At 71.1% G+C, this 23,796-nt stretch carries 24 protein-coding genes; 11 read left to right on the top strand and 13 right to left on the bottom strand.

Going from position 1 to position 23,796, the window contains the following annotated elements; all coding sequences use genetic code 11:
* Nucleotides 1-12: 12 nt before the first annotated feature.
* Complete coding sequence (gene lipB, locus IGS67_RS12085; RefSeq protein WP_192281403.1) at nt 13-693, bottom strand: lipoyl(octanoyl) transferase LipB; 681 nt, start codon at nt 691-693, stop codon at nt 13-15.
* A gap of 259 nt (nt 694-952) precedes the next feature.
* On the opposite strand from lipB, the gene IGS67_RS12090 reads away from it, so the two are divergent.
* Nucleotides 953-2,665, top strand: a complete 1,713-nt coding sequence (locus IGS67_RS12090; RefSeq protein WP_192281406.1) for a hypothetical protein — start codon at nt 953-955, stop codon at nt 2,663-2,665.
* 65 nt (nt 2,666-2,730) lie between these two features.
* Here the strand turns inward: IGS67_RS12090 and sucB are convergent, their stop codons facing one another.
* Nucleotides 2,731-4,488, bottom strand: a complete 1,758-nt coding sequence (gene sucB, locus IGS67_RS12095) for a 2-oxoglutarate dehydrogenase, E2 component, dihydrolipoamide succinyltransferase (RefSeq protein ID WP_192281410.1) — start codon at nt 4,486-4,488, stop codon at nt 2,731-2,733.
* 32 nt (nt 4,489-4,520) lie between these two features.
* On the bottom strand, nt 4,521-5,903 hold the full coding sequence (gene lpdA / locus IGS67_RS12100; RefSeq protein WP_192281414.1) for a dihydrolipoyl dehydrogenase: 1,383 nt from the start codon (nt 5,901-5,903) through the stop codon (nt 4,521-4,523).
* Between the two features lie 151 nt (nt 5,904-6,054).
* Between lpdA and IGS67_RS12105 the strand changes: the two genes are divergently transcribed.
* On the top strand, nt 6,055-6,399 hold the full coding sequence (locus IGS67_RS12105; protein ID WP_192281417.1) for an oxidoreductase: 345 nt from the start codon (nt 6,055-6,057) through the stop codon (nt 6,397-6,399).
* A 73-nt stretch (nt 6,400-6,472) separates the two neighbouring features.
* Here the strand turns inward: IGS67_RS12105 and IGS67_RS12110 are convergent, their stop codons facing one another.
* The gene (locus IGS67_RS12110) at nt 6,473-7,936 is read right to left on the bottom strand and encodes a leucyl aminopeptidase (protein ID WP_192281420.1); all 1,464 of its coding nucleotides are present in this window, start codon (nt 7,934-7,936) and stop codon (nt 6,473-6,475) included.
* Nucleotides 7,937-8,057: 121 nt separating this feature from the next.
* Between IGS67_RS12110 and IGS67_RS12115 the strand changes: the two genes are divergently transcribed.
* Genes IGS67_RS12115 through IGS67_RS12130 form a run of 4 tightly spaced genes read left to right on the top strand, consistent with a single transcriptional unit; the run spans nt 8,058 to nt 10,206 of the window.
* Complete coding sequence (locus IGS67_RS12115; protein WP_192281422.1) at nt 8,058-8,417, top strand: hypothetical protein; 360 nt, start codon at nt 8,058-8,060, stop codon at nt 8,415-8,417.
* Nucleotides 8,414-8,875 (top strand): hypothetical protein, encoded by a 462-nt coding sequence (locus IGS67_RS12120; protein ID WP_192281425.1) that lies wholly within the window; start codon nt 8,414-8,416, stop codon nt 8,873-8,875. Before IGS67_RS12115 ends, IGS67_RS12120 begins: the two co-directional genes overlap by 4 nt.
* Before the next feature lie 30 nt (nt 8,876-8,905).
* The gene (locus tag IGS67_RS12125) at nt 8,906-9,922 is read left to right on the top strand and encodes a quinone-dependent dihydroorotate dehydrogenase (protein WP_192281428.1); all 1,017 of its coding nucleotides are present in this window, start codon (nt 8,906-8,908) and stop codon (nt 9,920-9,922) included.
* Entirely contained in the window at nt 9,919-10,206 is a 288-nt protein-coding gene (locus IGS67_RS12130) for a hypothetical protein (RefSeq protein ID WP_192281431.1), read from the top strand. The genes IGS67_RS12125 and IGS67_RS12130 overlap by 4 nt, the downstream gene beginning before the upstream one ends.
* 115 nt (nt 10,207-10,321) lie before the next feature.
* On the opposite strand, the gene IGS67_RS12135 is transcribed toward IGS67_RS12130, so the two are convergent.
* The 3 genes from IGS67_RS12135 to nadA form a co-directional block, all read right to left on the bottom strand.
* On the bottom strand, nt 10,322-10,936 hold the full coding sequence (locus tag IGS67_RS12135) for a DUF3043 domain-containing protein (RefSeq protein WP_192281435.1): 615 nt from the start codon (nt 10,934-10,936) through the stop codon (nt 10,322-10,324).
* Nucleotides 10,937-10,986: 50 nt separating this feature from the next.
* Nucleotides 10,987-11,517, bottom strand: coding sequence for an acyl-CoA thioesterase (locus IGS67_RS12140; RefSeq protein ID WP_192281438.1), 531 nt, complete (start codon nt 11,515-11,517; stop codon nt 10,987-10,989).
* Nucleotides 11,518-11,587: 70 nt separating this feature from the next.
* The gene (gene nadA, locus IGS67_RS12145) at nt 11,588-12,790 is read right to left on the bottom strand and encodes a quinolinate synthase NadA (RefSeq protein ID WP_328742649.1); all 1,203 of its coding nucleotides are present in this window, start codon (nt 12,788-12,790) and stop codon (nt 11,588-11,590) included.
* Nucleotides 12,791-12,960: 170 nt separating this feature from the next.
* On the opposite strand from nadA, the gene IGS67_RS12150 reads away from it, so the two are divergent.
* Nucleotides 12,961-14,007 (top strand): glycerate kinase, encoded by a 1,047-nt coding sequence (locus tag IGS67_RS12150; RefSeq protein ID WP_192281445.1) that lies wholly within the window; start codon nt 12,961-12,963, stop codon nt 14,005-14,007.
* A gap of 139 nt (nt 14,008-14,146) precedes the next feature.
* Nucleotides 14,147-14,494, top strand: coding sequence for a HesB/IscA family protein (locus IGS67_RS12155; RefSeq protein WP_102508397.1), 348 nt, complete (start codon nt 14,147-14,149; stop codon nt 14,492-14,494).
* 66 nt (nt 14,495-14,560) lie between these two features.
* Here IGS67_RS12155 and IGS67_RS12160 read toward each other — a convergent pair whose 3' ends face one another.
* Nucleotides 14,561-15,721 carry a cysteine desulfurase family protein gene (locus tag IGS67_RS12160; RefSeq protein WP_192281449.1) on the bottom strand — a complete coding sequence of 387 codons (1,161 nt, stop codon included), beginning with the start codon at nt 15,719-15,721 and terminating at the stop codon, nt 14,561-14,563.
* A gap of 116 nt (nt 15,722-15,837) precedes the next feature.
* On the opposite strand from IGS67_RS12160, the gene ctaC reads away from it, so the two are divergent.
* The 3 genes from ctaC to IGS67_RS12175 are packed head-to-tail and all read left to right on the top strand — an operon-like array spanning nt 15,838 to nt 18,937.
* Nucleotides 15,838-16,809, top strand: coding sequence for an aa3-type cytochrome oxidase subunit II (gene ctaC / locus IGS67_RS12165; RefSeq protein ID WP_192281453.1), 972 nt, complete (start codon nt 15,838-15,840; stop codon nt 16,807-16,809).
* Nucleotides 16,809-18,542 (top strand): aa3-type cytochrome oxidase subunit I, encoded by a 1,734-nt coding sequence (gene ctaD, locus IGS67_RS12170; protein WP_192281456.1) that lies wholly within the window; start codon nt 16,809-16,811, stop codon nt 18,540-18,542. The genes ctaC and ctaD overlap by 1 nt, the downstream gene beginning before the upstream one ends.
* Complete coding sequence (locus IGS67_RS12175) at nt 18,539-18,937, top strand: cytochrome c oxidase subunit 4 (RefSeq protein WP_192281459.1); 399 nt, start codon at nt 18,539-18,541, stop codon at nt 18,935-18,937. Before ctaD ends, IGS67_RS12175 begins: the two co-directional genes overlap by 4 nt.
* A gap of 170 nt (nt 18,938-19,107) precedes the next feature.
* Here the strand turns inward: IGS67_RS12175 and IGS67_RS12180 are convergent, their stop codons facing one another.
* The 5 genes from IGS67_RS12180 to qcrC form a co-directional block, all read right to left on the bottom strand.
* Nucleotides 19,108-19,320, bottom strand: a complete 213-nt coding sequence (locus tag IGS67_RS12180; RefSeq protein WP_192281463.1) for a hypothetical protein — start codon at nt 19,318-19,320, stop codon at nt 19,108-19,110.
* Nucleotides 19,321-19,510: 190 nt separating this feature from the next.
* On the bottom strand, nt 19,511-20,137 hold the full coding sequence (locus IGS67_RS12185) for a superoxide dismutase (RefSeq protein ID WP_192281466.1): 627 nt from the start codon (nt 20,135-20,137) through the stop codon (nt 19,511-19,513).
* A 171-nt stretch (nt 20,138-20,308) separates the two neighbouring features.
* Entirely contained in the window at nt 20,309-21,958 is a 1,650-nt protein-coding gene (qcrB, locus tag IGS67_RS12190; protein ID WP_192281469.1) for a cytochrome bc1 complex cytochrome b subunit, read from the bottom strand.
* Complete coding sequence (gene qcrA, locus IGS67_RS12195; protein WP_328742622.1) at nt 21,955-22,977, bottom strand: cytochrome bc1 complex Rieske iron-sulfur subunit; 1,023 nt, start codon at nt 22,975-22,977, stop codon at nt 21,955-21,957. The genes qcrB and qcrA overlap by 4 nt, the downstream gene beginning before the upstream one ends.
* Nucleotides 22,974-23,756: a cytochrome bc1 complex diheme cytochrome c subunit gene (qcrC, locus tag IGS67_RS12200; protein ID WP_192281471.1), complete on the bottom strand. Its 783-nt coding sequence runs from the start codon at nt 23,754-23,756 to the stop codon at nt 22,974-22,976. Before qcrC ends, qcrA begins: the two co-directional genes overlap by 4 nt.
* Nucleotides 23,757-23,796 lie beyond the last annotated feature (40 nt).

The following is a 23,796-nucleotide window of genomic DNA, read 5'->3' on the forward strand; positions in this document are numbered from 1 at the left end:
CTGCCCCGCAGGTCAGGCGGACGACTCCTCGAGCGTCCGTCGGACGAGGTCGGAGGGCCCGGAAGCGCGCAACGGCGCCAGTTCGCGGGCGAGGTGGTCGACGAGCCGGTCGGCGACGCCAGCGGGTGTGAGCGGGACGCCCGTCGCACGCGTGAGGGACGTCACGTCGGCATCATCGATGCCGCAGGGAACGATCCGGTCGAACGCGGTGAGGTCCGGGTCGACGTTGAGCGCGAGCCCGTGCATCGTCACGCCCTTGGCGACCCGGCAGCCGATCGCGGCGACCTTCGCGTCGGGCGCGCCGGGCACCCACACTCCGCTGCGCCCGTCGACGCGGACGGTTGCGAGGCCGTGGTCCGTGCACAGCGTGATGATCGCCTCCTCGAGGGCGCGCACGTACGCGACGACGTCGACCGGTTCCGCGAGACGCAGGATCGGGTACACGACGAGCTGTCCGGGGCCGTGCCACGTGATGCGTCCGCCGCGGTCGATCTCAACGACGCGCGTGCCGTCCGTCGGCAGGTCACTGCGCCGGGTACGACGTCCGGCCGTGTAGACGCCGGCGTGCTCGAGCACGAGGAGCGTGTCGGGCCGGCGGCCCTCGAGGACGTCCGAGTGGACGCGACGTTGCAGCTCCCAGGTCTCCTCGAAGTCGCGCAGCTGCGTCCCGAGACCGAGGTCGACGACATCCATGCCGCCACGGTAACCCGTGGCGGCCCGGACCGTCGGCGCGGTCCGCGGCCCGTGCACCGGAGCCTGTGGATGACGCCCACGCACGGCCGCGACGCGCTTGGATGCAGGGATGGACGACGAGCGCAGAGTGTTGCCCGAGCCCGACGATGCGGCGCGTGCCGACCTCAGACCGCCGAGATCATCGGGGCCGGACGTCTGGCGCGTCGTCGGGGCGACGTCCGGGGCCGTCCCCGACCCGACGCCCGGGCGGGATGCCCCCGTGAACCAGCCGGACGTCGACGAGGCATTGCTGCGCCTCGGCCTCCGCCTTGTCGACGACCGCGACACGACAGGGCCGTGGATGGCGGAGAGCAACGACGGCGTCGTGCACGACGTGACGGCGCTCGCCGTCGAGAGCGTCGAACGGTGGGAGGTGCTGCGCCCGCGGACGACGGCGCTCCTCGGACTCGAGCACGAGAACGTCGTCCCGCTCGTCGGTGCTCTGCCGGTCGGTGATCCCGACGCCGAGGCCCCGCGCACGCTCGTCCTCGTGTGGCTCCCTGCCTTGGCGCAGCGACGTCCGGACGTCGCCCGTGCGGCGACGGCACGCGAGCTGCTCGACGTGCTCGTCACGGCGTGCCGGGGAACGGTCGCGCTCCGCGCGTGCGGGATCGACGTGCCTGGGGCCGCAGCCGTGGCGTCGCTCTGTGCCGCCGGCGCATGGCAGGAGCGTCCGCAGCTCCATCCCTGGCTCTGGTGCGGGGAGCCCCCCGCGGCGTCCTCCGACCTGTCCGACGTCACCCGTGCGGTGGCCGGCGCGGTGGCCCGGCAGGCCGAGCGGGACGGCACGGCGCTTCCGCGCCGGGTCCGGGACCTGCTCACCGCAGGGACGGGGCCTGCGGCACCCGCGCCCGGCGACCTCGCGGTGCGCGCGATCGAGCTCCTCGGCGACGCGTCGGTGACGACGAGTCCCTCGACGTCCGGGGTCGCTGGGGCAGCGGCACATGGTGAAGCCTTGGGCGGCGACTGGCGCGAGATCGTCAGAGGCGGCCCCGCCCCGCTCGTCGTCGCACCGCCGCAGGCGCGACGTCACGGCAGGCTCCGGCCGCCGGAGCCGGGGGAGAGGAGGACGCACGACCCCGCTGCCGGCAGCACCGCGGCGCCCGCGACGACGCTCCCGGCGCGGCCGACAGCCCCGACCCGTGTGGCCGCAAGCTCGACGGGGCAAAGAGGACGACGCCCATCGGACGCGCAGGCCTCCTCAGCCCAGGTTCCGGGTGCGCCCGGGCGGACGGCCGCAGCACGAACCCCCGGTGGAGCATCCTTGCGGGGCCTGCGACGTCCAAGCGGCCGCGGGCGCCGACATGGCGTCGTCGTGGGCGTCGTGCTCCTCGTGGCCGGCGGAGTCGGCGTGGCAGTGCACGGCGCGCCGTTCGGCGATGCGCCGAGGAGCCGTCCCGCGGCCGCGTCCGCGACGCCGCAGGTGACTGCGGCGCCACCGTCGCAGCCCGAGGACCACCCGGTCGCCGCAGGCGCGCCAGCGCCCGGGGCGCACGCATCGGGCACGGATCCTGTCCCGGAGGACACGGAGGTGTCCGGACCCGGAGACCCCGCCGCCGCCGCCCGCCGGGCGACCGTCGGTCGGGTCGAGCTGCTGGCGGCCCTTGCCCCCGTGCCCGCGTCGCGGCGGACGCAGGCCGCGGCGGACGTCGATGCGCGCCTCGGCGAGCTCGTCGCCGCGGGGCCGGTGCGGGACGCCGACCGTGCGTTCGTCGAGCGAGTGCTCAGCGGGGATGAGGTGCCGCCGCAGGTCCGCGCCGAGGTGAGGGCCGCCGAGGTCGTCAGCCAGGACTCGGCGTCGGCGACCGTCGCCATGACGTACGCGCTCGTCCCTGGCGGCGGGGCGATGCAGCAGACCCTCCGGCTCGTGCTCGACGGCGGCGGGTGGAAGGTCGTCTCGGTCACTGACTCGTCGGGGGAGCCCCGGACCTGAGTCCCGGCATGCACGAAGCCCGTCGTGCCGCTAGTGCGGCACGACGGGCTTCGTTCACGCTCGTGTCAGAGACCGACCTCGGACTCGAACGCGCCCTCCTCGATGCGGCGCTTGACCGCCATGAGGTAGCGCGACGCGTCCGCGCCGTCGACCAGGCGGTGGTCGTACGACAGGGAGAGGTAGCAGATCTGACGGATCGCGATGACGTCCTGGCCGTCCTCGTCCTGGATGACCGCGGGACGCTTGACGATCGTGCCCGTGCCGAGGATCGCGGACGTGCCGCCGGGGACGATGGGCGTGTCGATGAGCGCGCCGCCCGACCCCGTGTTGGTGATCGTGAACGTCGCACCGCCGAGCTCGTCCGGCGTCACCTTGTTGTCCCGCGTCCGCGTGGCGAGGTCCGCGATCTTGCGGGAGAGGCCAGCGAGGTTGAGGTCGCCCGCGTCGTGGATGACGGGGACGAGCAGGCCGCGCGGGGTGTCGACCGCGATGCCGACGTTCTCCTGGCCGTGGTACGTGATGACGTCGTCCGCGAGCACGCCGTTGATCTTCGGGAAGGCCTTGAGGGCCTCGACCGCCGCAAGCGTGAAGAACGGCAGGAACGTGAGGTTCGCGCCTTCGCGTGCCTTGAAGCCGTCCTTCGCCTTCGCACGCAGTCGTGCGACCTTCGTGACGTCAACCTCGACGACAGTCGTCAGTTGAGCCTGCGTCTGCAGGGCCTCGACCATGCGGGTCGCAATGATCTTGCGGAGGCGGCTGGCCTTCTCGGTCGTGCCGCGCAGCGGGGAGACCTCGAGCTTCGTCGACGGCTTCGCGGCCGCAGCGGGCGCGGCGGCGGGAGCCGGGGCGGCCTGTGCGGCGGCAGCCTTGGCGGCCGCCTCGAGGACGTCCTCCTTGCGGATACGACCGCCGACGCCCGTGCCCGTGAGCGACGCGACGTCGACACCCTTCTCGGCCGCGAGCTTGCGGACGAGCGGGGTGAGGTAGCCCGATGCCTGCTGGGCGGCTGCCGACGGCGCCGGTGCGGCAGGCTCGGATGCCGGCGCCGCGGCCGGGGCCGGTGCAGGCGCGGCTGCGGCCGGTGCCGGAGCTGCAGCAGGGGCCGGCGCGGGGGCGGGCGCCGGAGCGGCTGCGGCGGGTGCCGGAGCGGCGGCAGGTGCCGGAGCGGCGGCGGGCGCGGCGCCCGAGCCGACGACGGCGAGCGCCGTCCCGACCTCGACCGTCTCGTCCTCCTGGACGAGGATCTGCTGGAGCGTGCCAGCGACGGGCGAGGGGATCTCGGTGTCGACCTTGTCGGTCGAGACCTCGAGGAGCGGCTCGTCGACCTCGACCGCGTCGCCGACCTGCTTGAGCCAGCGGGTGACGGTTCCCTCGGTCACCGATTCGCCGAGCGCGGGCATGACGACCTGCTCACCCTCGCCGCCGGACGCGCTCGCCGGCGCGTCGGACGACGGTGCGGGTGCTGCCTCGGGCGCAGCCTCGGCGACAGCGGTCGCCGAGGCGTCCGGGGCGGGCTGGGCCGGAGCGGCCTCGGCAGGTGCGGCCTCGGCGGGCGCAGCCTCCGCGGCCGCCTCGCCACTGCCCGAGCCGTCGCCGACGAACGCGAGGTCGGTGCCGACCTCGACGGTCTCGTCCTCCTCGACGAGGATCTTCTCGAGCACGCCCGCGACGGGCGAGGGGATCTCGGTGTCGACCTTGTCGGTCGAGACCTCGAGCAAGGGCTCGTCGACCTCGACGCGCTCGCCAACCTGCTTGAGCCAGCGGGTGACGGTTCCCTCGGTGACGGACTCGCCCAGCGCGGGCATCTTGACGGCTTCAGACATGGTTCTGTCTCTCCTCAGGTTTCCGGCTGGGATCAGTTGTGAGCGTGGAGCGGCTTGCCCGCGAGAGCGAGGAACGCCTCGCCGAGGGCCTCGTTCTGCGTGGGGTGGGCGTGGACGAGGTTCGCGACGTCCTCGGGGTAGGCCTCCCAGTTGACGATGAGCTGGCCCTCGCCGATGAGCTCACCGACGCGCGACCCGATCATGTGGACGCCGACGACGGGACCGTCCTTGCGGCGCACGAGCTTGATGAAGCCCTGGGTCGCGAGGATCTGGCTCTTGCCGTTGCCGCCGAGGTTGTACTCGAGGGCCTCGACCTGGTCGTCGCCGTAGAGCTCCTTGGCCTTTGCCTCGGTGACGCCGACGGAGCCGACCTCGGGCTCGCAGTAGGTGACGCGCGGGATTCCCGACTCGTCGATGGGCAGCGGCGACAGGCCGGCGATCTGCTCGGCGACGAAGATGCCCTGCGCGAAGCCGCGGTGGGCGAGCTGCAGGCCCGGGACGATGTCGCCCGCGGCGTAGATGTTGCCGACACCCGTGTGGAGGCGCTCGTCGACGATGACGAAGCCGCGGTCCATCGTGATGCCCTGGGCCTCGAAGCCGAGGTCCGCGGTGCGCGGGCCGCGGCCTACGGCGACGAGCAGGATCTCGGCGTCGAACGTCTTGCCGGACTCGAGTGTGACGTGGACGCCGCCCTCGTCCTGCGTGACACCGGAGAAGCGGTCGCCGACGGAGAAGTTGATGCCGCGCTTGCGGAACTGGCGCTCGAGCGCCTTCGAGATGGCCTCGTCCTCGGCGGGGACGAGGTGGGGCAGGCCCTCGACGACGGTGACGTCGGCACCGAACGACTTCCAGACCGACGCGAACTCGACGCCGATGACTCCGCCGCCGAGCACGATCGCCGAGCCGGGGACGTAGTCGAGGTGGAGTGCCTGGTCGGACGTCATGACGCGTCCGCCGATCTCGAGGCCCGGGAGCGAGCGAGCGTAGGAGCCGGTCGCGAGGACGATGTTGCGGCCCTTGATGACCTGGCCGTTCACCTCGACGGCGTCGGGGCCGACGAGCTTGCCGTGGCCCTCGACGAGCGTCACCTGGCGCGACTTCACAAGGCCCTGGAGACCCTTGTAGAGGCGCGAGATCACGCCCTCCTTGTAGGAGTTGACGCCTGCCATGTCGATGCCCTTGAGCTCGGTGTTGACACCGAACTTGGAGCCCTCGCGGGCATTGTCGGCGAGCTCGGCGGCGTGCAGGAGCGCCTTCGTCGGGATGCAGCCGTTGTGGAGGCACGTGCCACCCAGCTTGTTCTCCTCGACGAGCGCGACGGAGAGGCCCAGCTGGGCTCCGCGCAGGGCGGTGGCGTAGCCGCCGCTTCCTCCGCCGAGGACGACGATGTCGAAAGTGCCGTTGGTGTCGGCCACGTGCAGCTCCTTAGATGCGAACGGTCGGCGGTCACGCCGACTTCATCTTGTCATCAGTAGGACTCTCGGCCCAACCGGATCGGCCGCGGCGTGCTGTGATGCCGCTGACACCCACCGTGAGGGTGACGCCGTCGCTCGCTACGATCGCGGGATGAGCTTCTTCCGTCGCCGTCCGCGTGACGGCGGTCCAGCCCGGTCCGGCCGGGAGGGGCGGGCCACCGTCGCGCACCTCTCGGAGTTCGTCGCGTCCCGCACGGGCGTCGAGGCCTACGTCGAACCGCCGACGCGTGACACCCCCGCGACCGTGCTCCTCGTCGCGACGACGGGGGAGTGGACGCGACGAGCCACGCCCGACGAGCGCACGGCGTTCGACGTCGCAGGGTCGCTCGGCGTCCCGGTGTACAACGTGCGGTTCACGGGGTACCCCCAGCGCTACCGCGACTGGGGCACGCGCCAGAAGGGCCGCCGCCTCACCCAGGACCCACCGACAGCGTAGGCCGTCGCCGACGACGAAGGCGTGCCCCCGCACCGAGCGGGAGCACGCCTTCGTGGTCGTGCGAGCGGGAGGCTCAGGCCTTCGCGGAGCGGCCCTCGACGAACGCGAGCAGCGTGCGCACACCCACGCCCGTGCCTCCGACCGGGGTGTAGCCGTACGCGGCGCCCTCGTTGAACGCGGGGCCCGCGATGTCGAGGTGCGCCCACGGCGTGCCGTCCGTGAACTCCTGGAGGAAGAGCCCGGCCGTGAGCATGCCTCCGGCGCGTCCGCCGATGTTCGCGATGTCCGCGACCTTCGAGTCGAGCGAGGGGCGCAGCTCGGCGGGCAGGGGCATGGGCCAGAACTGCTCGCCCGCGGCCTCGGCAGCCGCGACGACCTCGCCGCGGACGTCGTCGGTGCCCATGACGCCCGAGACGCGGTCGCCGAGCGCGATGATCTGCGCGCCCGTGAGCGTCGCGATGTCGAGGACGACGTCCGTGCCGTCCTCGACGGCCGCGACGAGCCCGTCCGCCATGACGAGGCGACCCTCGGCGTCGGTGTTGAGGACCTCGACGGTCTTGCCGCCACGCATCGTCACGACGTCGGCGGGACGTTGGGCGCCGCCACCGGGCATGTTCTCGGCGAGGCACAGGTAGCCGGTGACGGCGACGTCGCTGCCGAGACGCGCCGCGGCGACGACGGTCGAGAGGACGGCTGCGGCACCGGCCATGTCGGACTTCATGGCCTCCATGCCCTTGGCGGGCTTGATGGAGATGCCGCCCGTGTCGAAGGTGATCCCCTTGCCGACGAGCGCGACGCGCGCGGCGGGACGGCTCGGCGTGTAGGCGAGCTTGACGAGGCGGGGACCGCGCGTCGAGCCCTGGCCGACACCAGCGATGCCCCCGTAGCCGCCCGCGACGAGCGCCTTCTCGTCGAGGATCGTGACCTTGACGCCCGTGCCCTTGGCCGCGGCCTTGGCTGCGTCGGCGAACGCTGCGGGGAAGAGGTCGTTCGGGGCTGCGTTGACGAGGTCGCGGGCCGCGTTGATCGCGGACGTGACGATCTCGGCGCGCTCGACCGCGTCCTTCGCGGCACGGGTCCGCGCAGCGGGTGAGGCGAGCTCGAGGACGGTCGCGGGCGTCGTCTCGTCGGCCGTGCGGTAGCGGTTGAAGACGTACGCGCCGAGGAGGGCGCCCTCGGCGATGGCGCCGACCGCGTCGGCGTCGTCGGCGGGGAGCGCGAGGACGGTCCTGCCGCCGCCGAGCGTGCGCACTGCCGCGCCCGCGGCGCGGCGGAGGGCCTCGGCGTCAGGGGCCGACGTGCCGACGCCTGCGAGGGCGAGGACGCCAGCCTCGACGCCGGTGGGTGCCGGGACGCGCACGACCTCGTCGAGCGCGCCGGAGACGCCGAGGGCCCGGGCGTGGGCGGCGAGGCCGCGCACGGAGTCGGGCACGTCGCCGAGGACGACGACGGCGTCATCGACGACCGCCGTCGCGACGACGAGCGCGTCGGCGGCGAGGGAGAAGGGGTTCTTGCCGGTGAGAGTCAGGTCAGCCACCCCTCGATGCTAGCCCGAGTGTCCGACATCCGGACGGGACCCCGGGCACATCCGTGCGTCGGTGCAGGCGGGGACCGGAGGTCCGCCCCCTGCGCACGCCGCGACCGGTACTCTCGGAGCCGTGCTCCTGCCCCTCATGATCGTCGTGCTCGTGCTGTGCGCGCTTCTCGGCGCGTGGGCCGCATGGTTCGCCGTCCGCGACCGCGCGGTCATCCTCAAGCAGCTATGGGGAGCGGCCGTCGTCGAGGGCATGCTCGTCGTCCAGCTCGTCGTCGCCGTCGTCCTGCTCGTGCAGGGGTGGCACGGCGACCCCGTGATGATCTGGGGCTACCTCGTCGTCGTGCTCCTCGTTCTGCCGTTCGCCGCGTTCGTCGCGTTCGCGGAGCGGTCGCGGTGGAGCTCGATCGTCCTGCTCGTCGCCACGGTGACGGTCGCGTTCCTCGAGCTCCGGCTCTGGCAGATCTGGCAGCTCGGCGTATGAGGGAGCTGCCCGCGGCCCAGCGCGCCGACCGCCCTGCGACGAGGTCCGGCATGGGCATGCTCATGATCACCCTCTACGGGATCTTTGCCGTCGCCTCGACCGCGCGCGCCACCTATCAGGTGGCGACGAAGCTCGACGAGGCGCCCGTCGCCTACCTCCTGTCCGCGCTTGCCGCGGTCCTCTACGTCGTCGCGACCGTCGCCCTGCTGCGCGCCACGCCACGGGCGCGGGCCGTCGCCTGGACGAGCGTGACGGTCGAGCTCGCCGGCGTCGTCGGCGTCGGGGTGCTCTCGTTCGTGCGACCTGAGCTCTTCCCCGAGGCGACGGTGTGGTCGCACCTCGGCGAGGGCTACGGGTACGTGCCTCTCGTCCTGCCGCTGCTCGGCCTGTGGTGGCTCGCCCGCACCAGGCCGGGCGCGGGCGCGCCGGCGCCCGTCACCCCGACACCGACCCCCTGAGCCGCACGACCCCGACCGAGGAGCCTCCGCGTGTACCACCTGCTGTTCGACCACGTCTTCAAGAAGATGGACCCCGAGCGCATCCACCATCTCGCGCACGGTGCGATCAGGCTCGCCGGACGCACGCCGGGCGTCCGCGACGTTCTCGGGGCACGGTTCCGTGCACGGCCGGGGGTGCGTGCGTTCGGGCGTACGCTCGCGGGGCCGCTCGGGCTCGCGGGCGGCTTCGACAAGGACGGCACCGCGGTCGAAGGGCTCACCGCGCTCGGCTTCTCGTTCATCGAGGTCGGCACGATCACGGCGCACGCGCAGCCGGGCAACGAGCAGCCACGGCTGTGGCGGCACACGGACCAGCGCGCGCTGCGCAACCGGATGGGTTTCAACAACCTCGGCGCCCAGGCTGCCGCCGCCGAGCTCCGCAGGCTGCGGTCGACGGCGAACGGCCGGCGGGCCGTCGTCGGGGTGAACATCGGCAAGACGAAGGTCACCCCTGCCGAGGAGGCTGCGGGCGACTATGCGACGAGCGCGCGAGCCCTCGCCCCGTATGCGGACTACCTCGTCGTCAACGTGTCCTCGCCGAACACTCCCGGTCTGCGCGACCTGCAGTCGGTCGACGCGCTGCGCCCGATCCTCGTCGCGGTCCGCGAGGCTGCGGACGTGGCGGTGCCGACCCGCAGCGTCCCGCTGCTCGTGAAGATCGCGCCGGATCTCGCCGACGAGGACGTCGACGCGGTCGCCGACCTCGTCACGGAGCTCGGTCTCGATGGCGTTGTCGCGGTCAACACGACGATCGCGCACGACCTCGGTCCGGGTGGGCTCTCCGGCCCGCCCGAGCTCGAACGGGGCGTCGAGGTCGTCGCGCGCCTGCGCGCCCGGCTCGGCGCGGGGCCGACGATCATCGGGGTCGGTGGGATCTCGAGCCCGCAGGACGCACGTCGGTACCTCGTCGCAGGGGCCGATCTCGTGCAGGCCTACACGGCGTTCATCTACGAGGGTCCGTTCTGGGCGTCGCGTGTCAACCGCGCTCTCGTGGCGGCGACGGCGTGACGTCGTCAGACGCGGACCCGACTCAGGCGCCGGCGGCCGGCGGGGCTCCCGTCGCCGACAGGGCCTCGGCCTGGTCGTGGCGTCTCGGAGGGCGTGAGGGCGTCGACGCCGTCGCCGCGGGCATGGTCCAGGAGCCTCCGGCCTTCGCCCGTCGGTTCGACGCGGAGGTGTGGCTGGGCGCCCGGTGGCGCTCGCTCGCGACGTCGGGCGTCGAGCGGTGCGTCCTGCAACGCGGCGGGACCGACGTCGGCGCCCCGCTCCCGCTCCCCGTCGAGCGTGCCTGAGCGGCCGTAGCGCCGAGGATCGCCCGCGTGGCGCGGGCGCGGTGAGACTCGCTGCAGACGCGTGGAGCCCCCGACCATGAGGTCGGGGGCTCCACGCGTCTGCAGCGGTCTTCCGTCAGGACGGGTACTCGCCGTGCTTGACCTGCGGCTTGGGCAGTCGCGCGCGCCGGATCTGGTAGGCGCGTGTCAGGGCGTACCAGCGCTGGGCCTTGAGGTCGACATCGTCGCCGAACTTCGCGACGAGCGCCTTGCGGAGCTTGCGCCACAGGAGGAAGCCGTCGGCGATCGTCACGAGGACGACGCCATAGAGGAAGAGCATGAGGATCACCGTGATGGCGTCGCTCGCGACGTAGGGGGTGATGAAGAGCACGACCATCATCGCGAGCGCGAAGAAGAGGAAGATCTCCCCGAGGTTCCGGCGGGCATCGACCCAGTCGCGGACGAAGCGCTTGACGGGTCCCTTGTCGCGGTACGGGAGGTGGCGCTCGTCGCCCGAGAGCATGGCCTGGTACTCGATGTCACGCTGCTTGCGCATCTCCGCGCGCTGCGCCTTGGCTGCGGCCCGGCGGTCGTTGGCGACGAGCGGGACCTTGTTGCTCGCGACGACCTCGCTGCGGCGCGGAGTGGGGCCGGACTTGCGGCGCGGGTCGGCAGTGTGGTCGAGCTCGGGCGCGACCTCGGGGACGGGCTGGGGCGTCACGTCCTCGGTGGGACGGTTCTTCTTGAACACCGTGCCAGCCTAGTCGACCGGGCGGGGTGCCCCTACCCGGGCGCGGGGCGTCAGCGCGGGCGGTGTCGGATGTCGAAGGCGTCGGCCCACGCGGCGATGTCGGCCGGGAGCGCGGGCGACGCCTCGGTGTGGCCCGCGGCAGCGGCGACGTCGGACCCGGCGACGCGGGTGTGGTCGCGCGAGAGGAAACGACCTGCGACGACGCCGCGGACGATCTGCTCGCCGCCGCGGTGGAACGTCTGCTCGAGAAAGACGCAGCGGTCGTCCCAGCCGAGGGTGCGCGTGTGGATCTCGAAGCGTTGTCCGAGCGTGAGCGAGCGCCGGTAGTGCATCGTCGAGTTGGCGACGACGGGGTACCAGCCGCGGCGGTCGAGCTCGGGCATGAGTCCGAGGTCGGCGATGTAGTTGATGCGCGCGACGTCCATCATCTGCAGGTACACGCCGTTGTTGACGTGCCGATAGAGGTCGAGGTCGCCGAGGTTGACGCGCATCCGGGTGACGGAGGAGTCGAGGAGGTCGAGCCCCGGGACGGGGCGACGTGGGCGCGAGGTGGCGAGCGCGAGCTGGATCGTCCGGAACACCTCAGCAGGGTAACCCTCGACCTCCGATACCCGCTACCGCCGGTATCGGGTTCTCGACGCTCGTGGCGGCTCAGACCCCGGGCAGCGCGAGCATCTGGTCGAGCGCGACGCGCGCCCAGTGCGCGTCGTCCGCGTCGACGACGATGCGGTTCGGCACAGTGCCCGCGACGAGCTGCTCGAGCGACCACACGAGGTGCGGCAGGTCGATCCGGTTCATCGTCGAGCAGAAGCACACGGTCGAGTCGAGGTAGTGCACCTGCTTGTCCGGGTGCGCCTTCGCGAGGCGACGGACGAGGTTGAGCTCCGTGCCGATCGCCCACGAGGACCCCGGCTCCGCTGCGTCGAGCGCCCTGATGATGAACTCCGTCGAGCCGACCTTGTCCGCGAGGGCGACGACCTCGTTGCGGCACTCAGGGTGAACCATGACGGTGACGCCAGGCACGTTCGCGCGCATCTGCGCGACGTTCTCGGGGGAGAAGCGTCCGTGGACGGAGCAGTGCCCGCGCCACAGGATCATCCGCGCGTCACGCAGCTCCTGCGTCGTGAGGCCGCCGTCCGGCTTGCGCGGGTCGAAGACGACGCAGTCCTCCGCGCGCATCCCGAGGTCGCGCAGCGCCGTGTTCCGACCGAGGTGCTGGTCCGGCATGAAGAGAATCTTGCCGGTCCCGTCGACCCCGCCGACCTTGTCGAACGCCCAGCGGAGCGCGACGTGCGCGTTCGACGACGTGCAGACGGTGCCGCCGTGTCGACCCGTGAACGCCTTGATGGCCGCGGTCGAGTTCATGTATGTGACGGGGACCGTGCTCTCGGCGATCCCCGCCTCGACGAGGACGTCCCACGCGTCCTCGACCTGATCGATCGTCGCCATGTCCGCCATCGAGCACCCTGCGGCGAGATCGGGGAGCACGACCTGCTGATCGGCCGTCGTGAGGATGTCCGCGGACTCTGCCATGAAGTGAACGCCGCAGAAGACGATGAACTCCGCCTCGGGCCGCGCCGCGGCCTCGCGCGCCAGCTTGAACGAGTCTCCGGTGACGTCCGCGAACTCGATGACCTCGTCGCGCTGGTAGTGGTGACCGAGGACGAAGACGCGGTCCCCGAGCGCGGCCTTCGCCGCGCGGGCGCGCTCGACGAGGTCCGGGCTGCTCGCAGGCGGCAGCGCACCGGCGCACTCGACACCGCGCTCGGAGGCGAGGTCGGATCCCTGGCCGAGGAGCAGCAGCGCGGAGGGGGCGGGCTCGGAGAAGGTCGCGTTCGTCGTCACGCCCGGTATCGTCCCACATCTGCGCGGGCTTCCCCAGGGCGTTCCCGGGGTGCGGACGGCCCTCGCCGGGGTGCGACGATGAACCGGTGCGTGTCGTCGTCGTGAGCTCAGGTGGATGGGGCCCCCGTGGCCCCCAGGTGGCTGCTGGCGTGGCCGAGGCGTGGTGCAGGGCTGCCGGGGTGAGCGTCGACGTCCTGCCGCTCGCCGACGGGCGGTCCGGTACCGCCGAGGCGCTCGCCGGCGTGCGCGACGTCGTCGTCCTCTCGGACGCGACGCTCGTGGCACCCGGGACCGACCGCGCCGATGCCGTGAGGAACGGGTCGTCCCGGCCTCTCGGGACGCTGCTCGCGTCGGCGCTCACAACCGATGCCCGGACGGTGCTCGTCGCGCTCGGCGCGGACGCAGGAACGGGCACGGCGTGGGCCGACGGCGGCGCTGGGATGCTCGTCGGGCTCGCCGACGGCCTCGGCGTTCCCGTGCCTGACTCGTCACGGCTCGTCGCGGGCGGGGCCGCTCTGCGCGGTGTGACGGCCGACGACCTCCCGGACCTCGGCGCGCTGCGGCGTGCTCTCGCCGGCCGTGACGTCCGGGTCGCGCACCGTGCGCCCGACGCGCTCCTCGGGCTCGGCGGGCTCGCGGGAGGGCTCGTGCCCGACGTTCTCGACGCAGTCGCCGCGCAGGACCTCGAGCGCGCGCTCGGCGATCTCGTCCACGCGATCGCCGGCGCGCGTGCGGGCACACTCGTCGGACGCGACCTCCTCGGTGCCGCGACGACGTCGACGACGAGCGCGCGCGCCATCTCCGACCACGCGCGCGAGCTCGGTGCGCTGCGCGGCGGCGCCGCCGGGGGAGGCGCGGCGCTCGCGCTCGCCGCGCTCGGCGTCCCGCTGGCCCCGGCCGCGCCCCTCGTCGCTGACCTCGTCGGTGTCACATCGGCCGTCGCGCAGGCGGATCTCGTCGTCGTCGTGGTGCCCGTGCTCGATGGCGACGAGTCGCACGACGGGGTGCTGCCCGCGGTCGCCGACGCTGCTCTCGACGCCGCGGTACCCGTCGTCGTTCTCGCGGGGACGTCGCTCTCGGGGCGTCGGGAGTGGTCAGCGCTCGGGGTCGCAGCTGTCCACGAGACGGGTTGGGCCGTCCCTGACGACGTGCTCGACGCGGACGGAGCGGTGGCGGACGAAGCCGCGGAGCGGGTGGCCCGCATCGCCCGGACCTGGCGGCTCTGAGCGGCCCACGGCGACCGTGTGGCGAACGTCTCCGTGCACCGTGCGTGACGCGGCGTACGCTGGCCGGGAACATCGCCGGGGTCGCGGGTGTTGCACCCGACGGACACCCGTCCCCACTGCCGAACGTCCGGAGATCCACATGAGCGAGACCACGGAGACCACGCACGGCGTGCTCCTCACCGACGTCGCCGCGGACAAGGTCCGCAGCCTTCTCGAGCAGGAGGGTCGTGACGACCTCCGGCTCCGAGTCGCGGTGCAGCCCGGCGGCTGCTCCGGACTCATCTACCAGCTGTACTTCGACGAGCGCCTGCTCGACGGCGACGCGACGCGCGACTTCGGCGGCGTCGAGGTCGTCGTCGACAAGATGTCGGTCCCGTACCTCGAGGGCGCGTCGATCGACTTCGCCGACACGATCGAGAAGCAGGGCTTCACGATCGACAACCCCAACGCGGGTGGGTCGTGCGCGTGCGGCGACTCCTTCAGCTGAGCGGCTGACGCTTCCGACGAGGCCCGGGTCCCCGCAGGGACCCGGGCCTCGTCGTGTGCGGGGCTCTCAGAGATCGGCGCCGAGCCGCGCGCGGACCCGGGCGACGGCGCCAGGCAGGACCACGCAGAACCGGTCGATGTCGTCCTCGGTGACGCCCGGGTGGAGCGTGAGCCGGACGTTGCCCTGCGTGAGGGCGCCCATCGCGGCAAGAACATGGCTGGGCTGGAGGGTGAGCGACGTGCACGCGGAGCCCGAGCCAACCGCGAAGCCCGCCGCGTCGAGCTCGCCGAGGATCGCCTCGCCGTCGACGTAGAGGCACGAGAACGTGAGGACGTGGGGAAGCCGGTCCGTCGGGTCCCCGACGACGTCGACGTCCGGGACGAGCGCGGAGACACGGTCCCGGAGCCGCGCGACGTAGGCGCGCAGCCGGACGTCCTCGGCTTCCTGGCGCGACCGCGCCGCGGTGAGCGACACCGCAGCGGCAAACGCGACCGCGGTGCTCACCCCGCCGGGGAACCATGGGTCGGGGTCCTCGGGGCCCACGGGGCGTGCGCGCACGCCCGCCCGCACGACGAGGATCCCGATGCCGTCCGGCCCGCCCCAGTCCGCCGGGTCGGCGGTCAGGACGTCCCAGGACGAACCGACGTCGACGTGCCCGAGCGACGATCCCGCGTCGACGAGCAGCGGGACCCGGGCCGCACGCGCCGACGTGTGCACCTGGTCAAGAGGCTGAAGCGTGCCGACCTCGCCGTTCGCGTGCTGGAGGCACGCGAGGCCGACGCCATCAGCCGAGACGGCCGTCTCGAAGGCGTCGCGCTCGACGCGCCCGCGGGCGTCCACCGGGACCAAGGTCACCTCTCCGGGCGCGGTGTGCTCGGCCGCCGCGAGGAGCGCCGAGCGCTCGACCGCGCTCGCGACGATGCGACGCCCGACGCGCCGACGGGCGGGCGCGACGCCGCCCACGGCGGCGTGGATCGCTGCCGTGTGGGACGGTGCGAAGCGGACCTCTTCGGTCCGTGCACCGACGGCGGCAGCCACAGTCTCGCGGGCTGCACCTAGAAGCAGCCCCGCGCGTCGACCCTCGGAATGGAGCCTTCGCGGGCCTGACCAGGCCTCGAGGCGTGCCGCTCGAAGTGCCTCGAGGGTCTCGGGCAGGAGCGGCGCGGCACTGCCCGCGTCGAAGAATGTGCGCGCCGAGGCTCGGGGAGAGGGGGTGGTCGGGGTCACAACCCCACGCTATCCGAGCCCTACCGAGGGTCTTGGTGACACAACCTTGGCAAGTGACGTGACCCGCGTGCGCAACCTGGGGAGAACAGGTGGTGGGAAGAGATAGGCTCGGACCGATGAGGACCAAGGTCCCAGTGGCGTGCCCGCCACCAGGACGTGACGTGAAAGGCCCACCCTTGCACTCGCAGACTCCCCCCAGTCGCCGCCGGCGCACGAGGCTCGGAGCGATCGCGCTCTCCGCCTTTGTCGTCCTCGCGGTGTCCGGATGCTCCGAGGAAGCCCAGCGTGGCTTTCTCCCCGGGTACTCCGACGGGCCGGTGACCGACCACACCGACCGCATCACCAACATGTGGGTCGGCTCGTGGACCGCTCTCCTCGCCGTGGGTCTCATCACGTGGGGCCTCATGCTCTGGAGCGTCATCGCCTACCGGAAGCGCAAGGACGACCACCAGCTGCCCGTCCAGACCCGCTATCACATCCCGCTCGAGATGATGTACACGGCGATCCCGATCATGATGATCGGCGTCCTGTTCTTCTACACGCAGCGCGACATGGCCGAGATCCGCGACACGTCCGCCACGCCCGACGTCTCGATCCAGGTCGTCGGCAAGCAGTGGAGCTGGGACTTCAACTACCTCGACGACGACGTCTACGAGTCCGGCATCCACGCGGGCGACGTCTCCAAGCTCGGCGGCGAGACGAGCCTCGACGGCGCGGTGGGCACCGACGAGTCTCTCCCGACCCTCTACCTGCCCGTCGGCGAGAAGGTCGAGCTCATCCTCGACTCGCGCGACGTCATCCACTCGTTCTGGGTGCCGGCCTTCCTCGACAAGCTCGACATGATCCCGCACCGCACGAACAAGATGCACATCGTGCCCCAGCGCATCGGCTACTACGCCGGCAAGTGCGCCGAGCTCTGCGGCGAGCACCACTCGGGCATGCTCTTCAACGTCGCGATCGTCTCGCGCGCCGACTACGACGCAGCGATGGCCGACCTCCGCGCCAAGGGCCAGACCGGCGCCCTCGGCATGGACCTGGTCCGCCAGCAGGACGCCGCCGACCTCACGTCCACGGAAGGTGACAACTGATGGCTGCCGCTGCAGCGACCACGGTCCCGGGTCTCGCACCTGCTCGCAGGAACATGGGCCGGACGATCGTCAAGTGGGTCACGTCGACCGACCACAAGACGATCGGCTACATGTACCTCATCACGTCGTTCGTGTTCTTCTGCATCGCAGGAGTCATGGCGCTCGTCATCCGTGCCGAGCTCTTCGAGCCAGGCATCCAGATCGTGCAGAGCAAGGAGCAGTACAACCAGCTCTTCACGATGCACGGCACGATCATGCTGCTGCTCTTCGCGACGCCGCTCTTCGCCGGCTTCGCGAACGTCATCACTCCTCTGCAGATCGGTGCCCCCGACGTCGCATTCCCGCGGCTCAACATGTTCGCGTACTGGCTCTACCTCTTCGGTGGCCTCATCGCGTGCGCGGGCTTCTTCACGCGTCAGGGTGCTGCGTCGTTCGGCTGGTTCGGCTACGCGCCGCTGTCGAACGCGACGTTCAGCCCCGGGCTCGGCGGTGACCTCTGGGTCTTCGGCCTCGCCATGGGTGGCTTCGGCACGATCCTCGGCGCCGTCAACTTCATCACGACGATCATCACGATGCGCGTCCCCGGCATGACGATGTTCCGCATGCCCGTCTTCACGTGGGGCACGCTCGTCACGTCGATCCTCATCCTCATGGCGTTCCCCCCGCTCGCCTCGGCGCTCTTCGCGCTCGGCGCCGACCGTCGCCTCGGCGCGCAGGTCTTCAACCCGGAGAACGGCGGCGCCATCCTCTGGCAGCACCTCTTCTGGTTCTTCGGGCACCCTGAGGTGTACATCATCGCGCTGCCGTTCTTCGGCATCGTCACCGAGATCGTCCCCGTCTTCAGCCGCAAGCCCCTCTTCGGCTACAAGGGCATGGTCTACGCGATCATCGCGATCGCCGCGCTGTCCGTCACTGTGTGGGCTCACCACATGTACGTCACGGGCGCCGTCCTCCTGCCGTTCTTCGCGCTCATGACGATGGCGATCGCCGTCCCGACAGGCGTGAAGTTCTTCAACTGGATCGGCACGATGTGGCGAGGGAAGCTCACCTTCGAGACACCGATGCTCTGGTCGCTCGGGTTCCTCGTCACCTTCCTCTTCGGTGGCCTCACAGGCGTCATCCTCTCGACGCCGGTGCTCGACTTCCACCTCTCGGACTCCTACTTCGTCGTCGCCCACTTCCACTACGTCGTCTTCGGCACCGTGGTCTTCGCGATGTTCGCGGGCTTCTATTTCTGGTGGCCGAAGTTCACGGGCCGCATGCTCAACGAGAAGCTCGGCAAGATCCACTTCTGGATGCTCTTCATCGGCTTCCACGCGACCTTCCTCGTGCAGCACTGGCTCGGCGTCGCCGGCATGCCCCGCCGTTACCCGGACTACATGCCCGAGGAAGGCTTCACCTGGATGAACCAGGTCTCGACCTACGGTTCGTTCCTCCTCGCCGCATCGACGCTGCCGTTCCTCTGGAACGTCTACGTCACCTGGCGCCGCGCGCCCAAGGTCGAGGTCGACGACCCGTGGGGCTTCGGTGGCTCGCTCGAGTGGGCGACCTCGTGCCCGCCCCCGCGCCACAACTTCACCTCGGTGCCGCGTATCCGCTCCGAGCGGCCGGCCTTCGACCTCCACCACCCGGAGGTCGCTGCGATGGACTACGTCCACGGCGAGCTGGCCGCTGCATCGGCCCGACCGACCGCGGTCGGGACTTCCGACGAGACGAAGGGTGACACCCTGTGAAGATCGAGACCCGGCTCTTCGCCGCACTCGTGCCGTTCTTCCTCATCGTGGCTCTCGCCTACGGGCTCACGAGCAAGTTCGAGCCCGTCGGCACCGCCGCACTCTTCCTCCTCGCGGGGCTCGTCGGCATGATCGCCGGCTACCTCGCGCTCACGGCCCGTCACATCGACGCGCGTCCCGAGGACGACCCTGACGGCGAGATCTCGCAGGGTGCTGGTGAGCTCGGCACGTTCGCCCCGTGGAGCTGGTGGCCGCTCGTCCTCGCATTCGCGGCGGCGGTCTGCTTCCTCGGCCTCGCCGCCGGCTGGTGGATCTTCTACATCGGTATCGGCATCTCCGCGATCGCGGTGACGGGCTGGGTCATGGAGTACTCGCGCGGCCTGCACGCCCACTGAGCGATGCCCCCGGCTGCGACTGACGCGGCCTGCACACACGAGGAGGGCCGCACCCACAGGGTGCGGCCCTCCTCGTGTGTGTGGCGGATCCGTCGAATGCCTCCCGGTCGCGCGAACGCCCGCACCTGCGCCACTCGCGCCGGGGGTGCGGGCGTGCCTGCGTGTCGCGGTCAGTCCTCGCCAGGCCGTGTGTCGACGAGGTGGACCGTGCCGTCCGGAGCCACGACCCGGCGGAAGCGAGTGTGCAGCTCCTCCTCCCGCGCACGCTCCTCGGCATTGGCCGGTCGGATCGGTGCGGCGTAGTCGCCAACCTGCGGCGGCCCGAGAACATGAGCGAGCGTGTCCGTGATCGCGCGCCCAGTGGTGCGCTCCTGCGGTCTCATGTCGACTCCTTCGTCCACTGCGGGACCCCTCGCCCCGCACACTTCAATCGTAGCCCGCAGCGGCGTCCGTGAAGTGTGCGAGCAGGTCAGCAGGGGTGTGAGACGCGTTGCAGGCGCTCCGTGCCGCTCCGGAGAGACGCCGCAGGGCGGCCACCCCCAATGGGGTGGCCGCCCTGCGGTCCGGTGCGGGTCAGAGGGCGACGATGAGGCCCTGGCCCTGCGAACGCGCGCGCTCGAGGCGTGCGGCGACGTCCGTCCAGTTGACGATGTTCCAGAACGCCTTGACGTAGTCAGCCTTGACGTTGACGTAGTCGAGGTAGAAGGCGTGCTCCCACATGTCGAGCATGAGCAGCGGCACGACACCGATCGGCAGGTTGCCCTGCTGGTCGTAGAGCTGCACGATGATGAGCTTCTGCCCGAGCGTGTCCCACGCGAGGATCGACCAGCCCGATCCCTGGATGCCGAGCGCGTTCGCCGTGAAGTGGGCGACGAACGCGTCGAACGAACCGAAGAACTCGTCGATTGCGGCAGCAAGTTCGCCCTCGGGACGGTCGCCGCCCTCGGGGGAGAGGTTCTGCCAGAACACCGAGTGGTTGACGTGCCCGCCGAGGTTGAACGCGAGGTTCTTCTCGAGCATGTTGACGGCACCGAGGTTGCCCGTCGAACGAGCCTCTGCGAGGGCGTCGAGCGCGGCGTTGGCGCCGGCGACGTACGCAGCGTGGTGCTTGGAGTGGTGAAGCTCCATGATGCGGCCGGAGATGTGCGGGTCCAGCGCGCCGTAGTCGTAGGAGAGGTCGGGAAGGGTGTACTCGGCCATGCCGTGCTGCCTCCATCGTCGCGGGCGCCTGCGCGCCCTCGGGTTGTGACGCCGCCTCGCGACGGGGCGACGTCCTTGCACGTGAGCCCCGCGGCCGAGGTCGGCCGCGGGGCTCACGTCCTGCTAGGTGAACACAGGTTCAGTCTCTGTCATTCCGGCTCGTGGCGTCGATCAGTGACCGATCTGCGGCGCGTCGTCGGACTGCTCGACGGCCGTGTGAGCGCCGTGCGTGTTGGCGATCTCCGCAGGGGTGACAGGCTCGATGCGGTCCTCGTAGAAGAACCGGGAGAGGGCCTGCCAACGCTTGTCCGCCGCGTAGCCCCTGCGACGGACGCCACGCGCGTCCTCACCGGGCTCGATGACGAGCGGAGCGTGCGCCTGGTAGTTGACGCGCAGCCAGCGCTCCTGGTCCGAGAGCGGCTTGTGGACCTCGATGACCTCGCCGGACTCGAAGCGCACGAGACGAGCGGCCTCGTGGCCGTGGAGCACGAGCTCCCGGTCCTTGCGCTGCAGCGCGAGGCACAGTCGCTTCGTCACCATGAACGCGAACACGGGGGCGACGAAGAAGGCGACCCGGAAGATCCACGTGATGGTGTTGATCGACATCTCGAAGTGCGTCGCGATGAGGTCGTTCGAACCGGCGAGCACGAGGATGACGAACGCGGTGAGGAACGCGACGCCGAGTGCGGTGCGGACCGGGACGTTGCGCGGGCGGTCGAGCACGTGGTGCTCGGACTTGTCCTGCGTGACGCGGGCCTCGATGAACGGGTAGAGCGCGAGGAACGTGAACAGCAGACCCGGGATGACGACACCGGGGACGAGGATGTTGATGGGGATCGTGAACCCACCGATCACCCACTCCCAGCCCGGCATGAGCCGCAGGCCGCCCTCGAGGAACAGCATGTACCAGTCCGGCTGGGCGCCGGCGGAGACCGGCGACGGGTCGTACGGGCCGTAGTTCCACACGTTGTTGATCGAGAGCGTCGCCCCCATGAGTGCAAGCACACCGAAGACGATGAAGAAGAAGCCACCGGCCTTGGCGACGTACACGGGGAACAGCGGGAAGCCCACGACGTTCTTGCTCGAGCGGCCACCCCCGGGGTACTGCGTGTGCTTGTGGAGCACGACCATGAGGAGGTGGATCCCGACGAAGGCGAGGATGAGCGCCGGCACGAGAAGGATGTGCACCGTGAAGAGGCGCGGGATGATGTGCTCACCGGGGAACTCGCCGCCGAAGAGCATGTAGGAGGCAAACGCACCGATGACGGGGATCGACTTCGCAACGCCGTCTGCGATGCGCAGACCGTTGCCCGAGAGGACGTCGTCAGGCAGCGAATAGCCGGAGAACCCTGCGAGCAGGCCGAGGATCATGAGGGTGAACCCGACGAGCCAGTTGAGCTCACGTGGCTTGCGGAAGGCGCCCGTGAAGAACACGCGCATCATGTGCGTGACGATCGACGCCATGAAGAGCAGCGCGGCCCAGTGGTGGATCTGCCGCATGAGGAGGCCACCACGGACCTCGAAGGACATGTGGAGCGTCGAGGCGAACGCCTCGGACATCTCGACGCCCTGCATCGTCACCGGCAGGGAGTCCTCCGGGTACGTCGTGAACCCCATGGACGGCACGAAGAACATCGTGAGGAACCCGCCCGAGATGAGCAGGACGACGAACGAGTAGAGCGCGATCTCACCGAGGAGGAACGACCAGTGGTCGGGGAAGACCTTGCGTGCGAACTCCTTGACGGCGCCAGCGATGCCGGTGCGCTGGTCGAGGTAGTCGGCGGCTGCGCCGACGGCCGTCTCCGGCTGGGTCGTGGTCACTTGAGACGCTCCCAGAAGCTCGGGCCGATGGGCTCGGCGAAGTCGTCCTGCGCGACGAGGTAGCCCTCGGCGTCGACGGTGATGGGCAGCTGCGGCAGCGGCCGGTTCGCGGGGCCGAAGACGACCTTGGCGCCGTCCGCGATGTCGAACGTCGACTGGTGGCAGGGGCACAGGAGGTGGTGGGTCTGCTGCTCGTAGAGCGCCACGGGGCAGCCGACGTGGGTGCAGATCTTCGAGTACGCGACGATGCCGTCGTAGGACCAGGTCTCGCCCGAGGGGGACTGGTCGCCCTTGAGGTCGCGCTCGTCGAGGCGCACGAGGAGGACGACGGCCTTGGCCTTCTCCTCCATCCAGTGCTCCTCGTCGCGCATCCCGTCCGGGATGACGTGGAAGACGGAACCGACCGTGACGTCCGAGGCCTTGATGGGACGGCCGCTCGGGTCGATCGCGAGGCGACGGCCCTTGCGCCACACGGTGTGGCGGAACTTCGAGATGTTCCAGTCGCCGCCGACCGAGCCGATGAGCGGCACGGCGATCGTCAGCGGGAAGATCGCGAGGGCGGAGAGGACGGCACCCTTGAGGACGCCGCGACGGGCGATCGCCGAGTCGCGGGCGCCGTCGACGAGAGCCTGGACCGCCGCGTCACGTGTCGCCTGGTCGGACGAGATCGGCTTGCGCTTCTCCGTGACCTCGTGGTCCGACATGAGGGTCTTGGCCCAGTGGACCGCGCCCGTGCCGATGCCGAGGAGGCTCAGCGCGAGGCCGAGGCCGAGGCCGAGCGTCGCCCAGCGGACGGACATCGGGTCGGAACCGAGGGGGAGCGCGAAGTACGCGACGAGCGCCCCGACGGCGCCGAGCACGGAGATCGCGAAGAGGACGACGACCTGACGCTCGGATCGCTTGTTCGCGGCCGGGTCGGTGTCACCCATGCGGTAGCGGTGCTCCGGGAGGCCCGGGTCCTCGAACGCCGCGGGGACGTCCGAGCGCTCGAGCTCGGTGTTCTTGTCGTGCGTGCTCACGAGGACTTCGCTCCGATCCAGACGGCGAATCCGATGAGGATGCCCATACCGATGACGAAGACCCAGAGGCCCTCGGAGACAGGGCCGAGCGAGCCGAGGCTCAGGCCGCCGACCGACGGCTCACGCTGCTCGACGAGGTACGAGATGACGTCGCGCTTCTCCTCGGGCGTGAGGTTCGCGTCGTTGAACACCGGCATGGACTGCGGGCCGGTGAGCATCGCCTGGTAGAGGTTCGTGGGCGTCGTGTCCCAGAGGGCCGGGGCCCACTTGCCCTCGGAGAGCGCGCCGCCCGCGCCCACGGCGTTGTGGCACATCGCGCAGTTGGTGCGGAAGAGCGCGGCGCCGTTCGACGGGCTGCCGAGCGCCGGGTCGACCATCTCGGCGGTCGGGACCGAGGGACCCGCGCCGAGCGAGGCGACGTACGCGGCGAGCTGGTCGACCTGCTTGTCGGTGAACTGTGCGGGCTTGACCGGGGCCTGGGGGCCGCTGGCCTGCATCGGCATGCGGCCGGTGCTCACCTGGAAGTTCACGGAGGCTGCGCCGACGCCGATGAGCGAGGGCACCTCGTCCGCGCCGCCGGCACCGACGCCGTGGCAGGTTGCGCAGTTGGCCTGGAAGAGCTGCTTGCCGGCCTCGATGTCCTCCGCGCTCGCCGAAGTGTCGGCGGTCGCGGTGGTCGGGGTCATCACGGCGTACAGCGCGCCGGTGGCGAGCAGCGCCAGCAGCATGAGCACGACCGGTGCGAACCGGTGGTGCCTGCGGGCGGCGAGTGCCTTCACGGGAGTCCTCGTCTCGACGTGGGGGGTGGGTAGGGCAGGT

The organism is Flavimobilis rhizosphaerae, from assembly GCF_014852685.1.
Taxonomy (GTDB): domain Bacteria; phylum Actinomycetota; class Actinomycetes; order Actinomycetales; family Cellulomonadaceae; genus Flavimobilis; species Flavimobilis rhizosphaerae.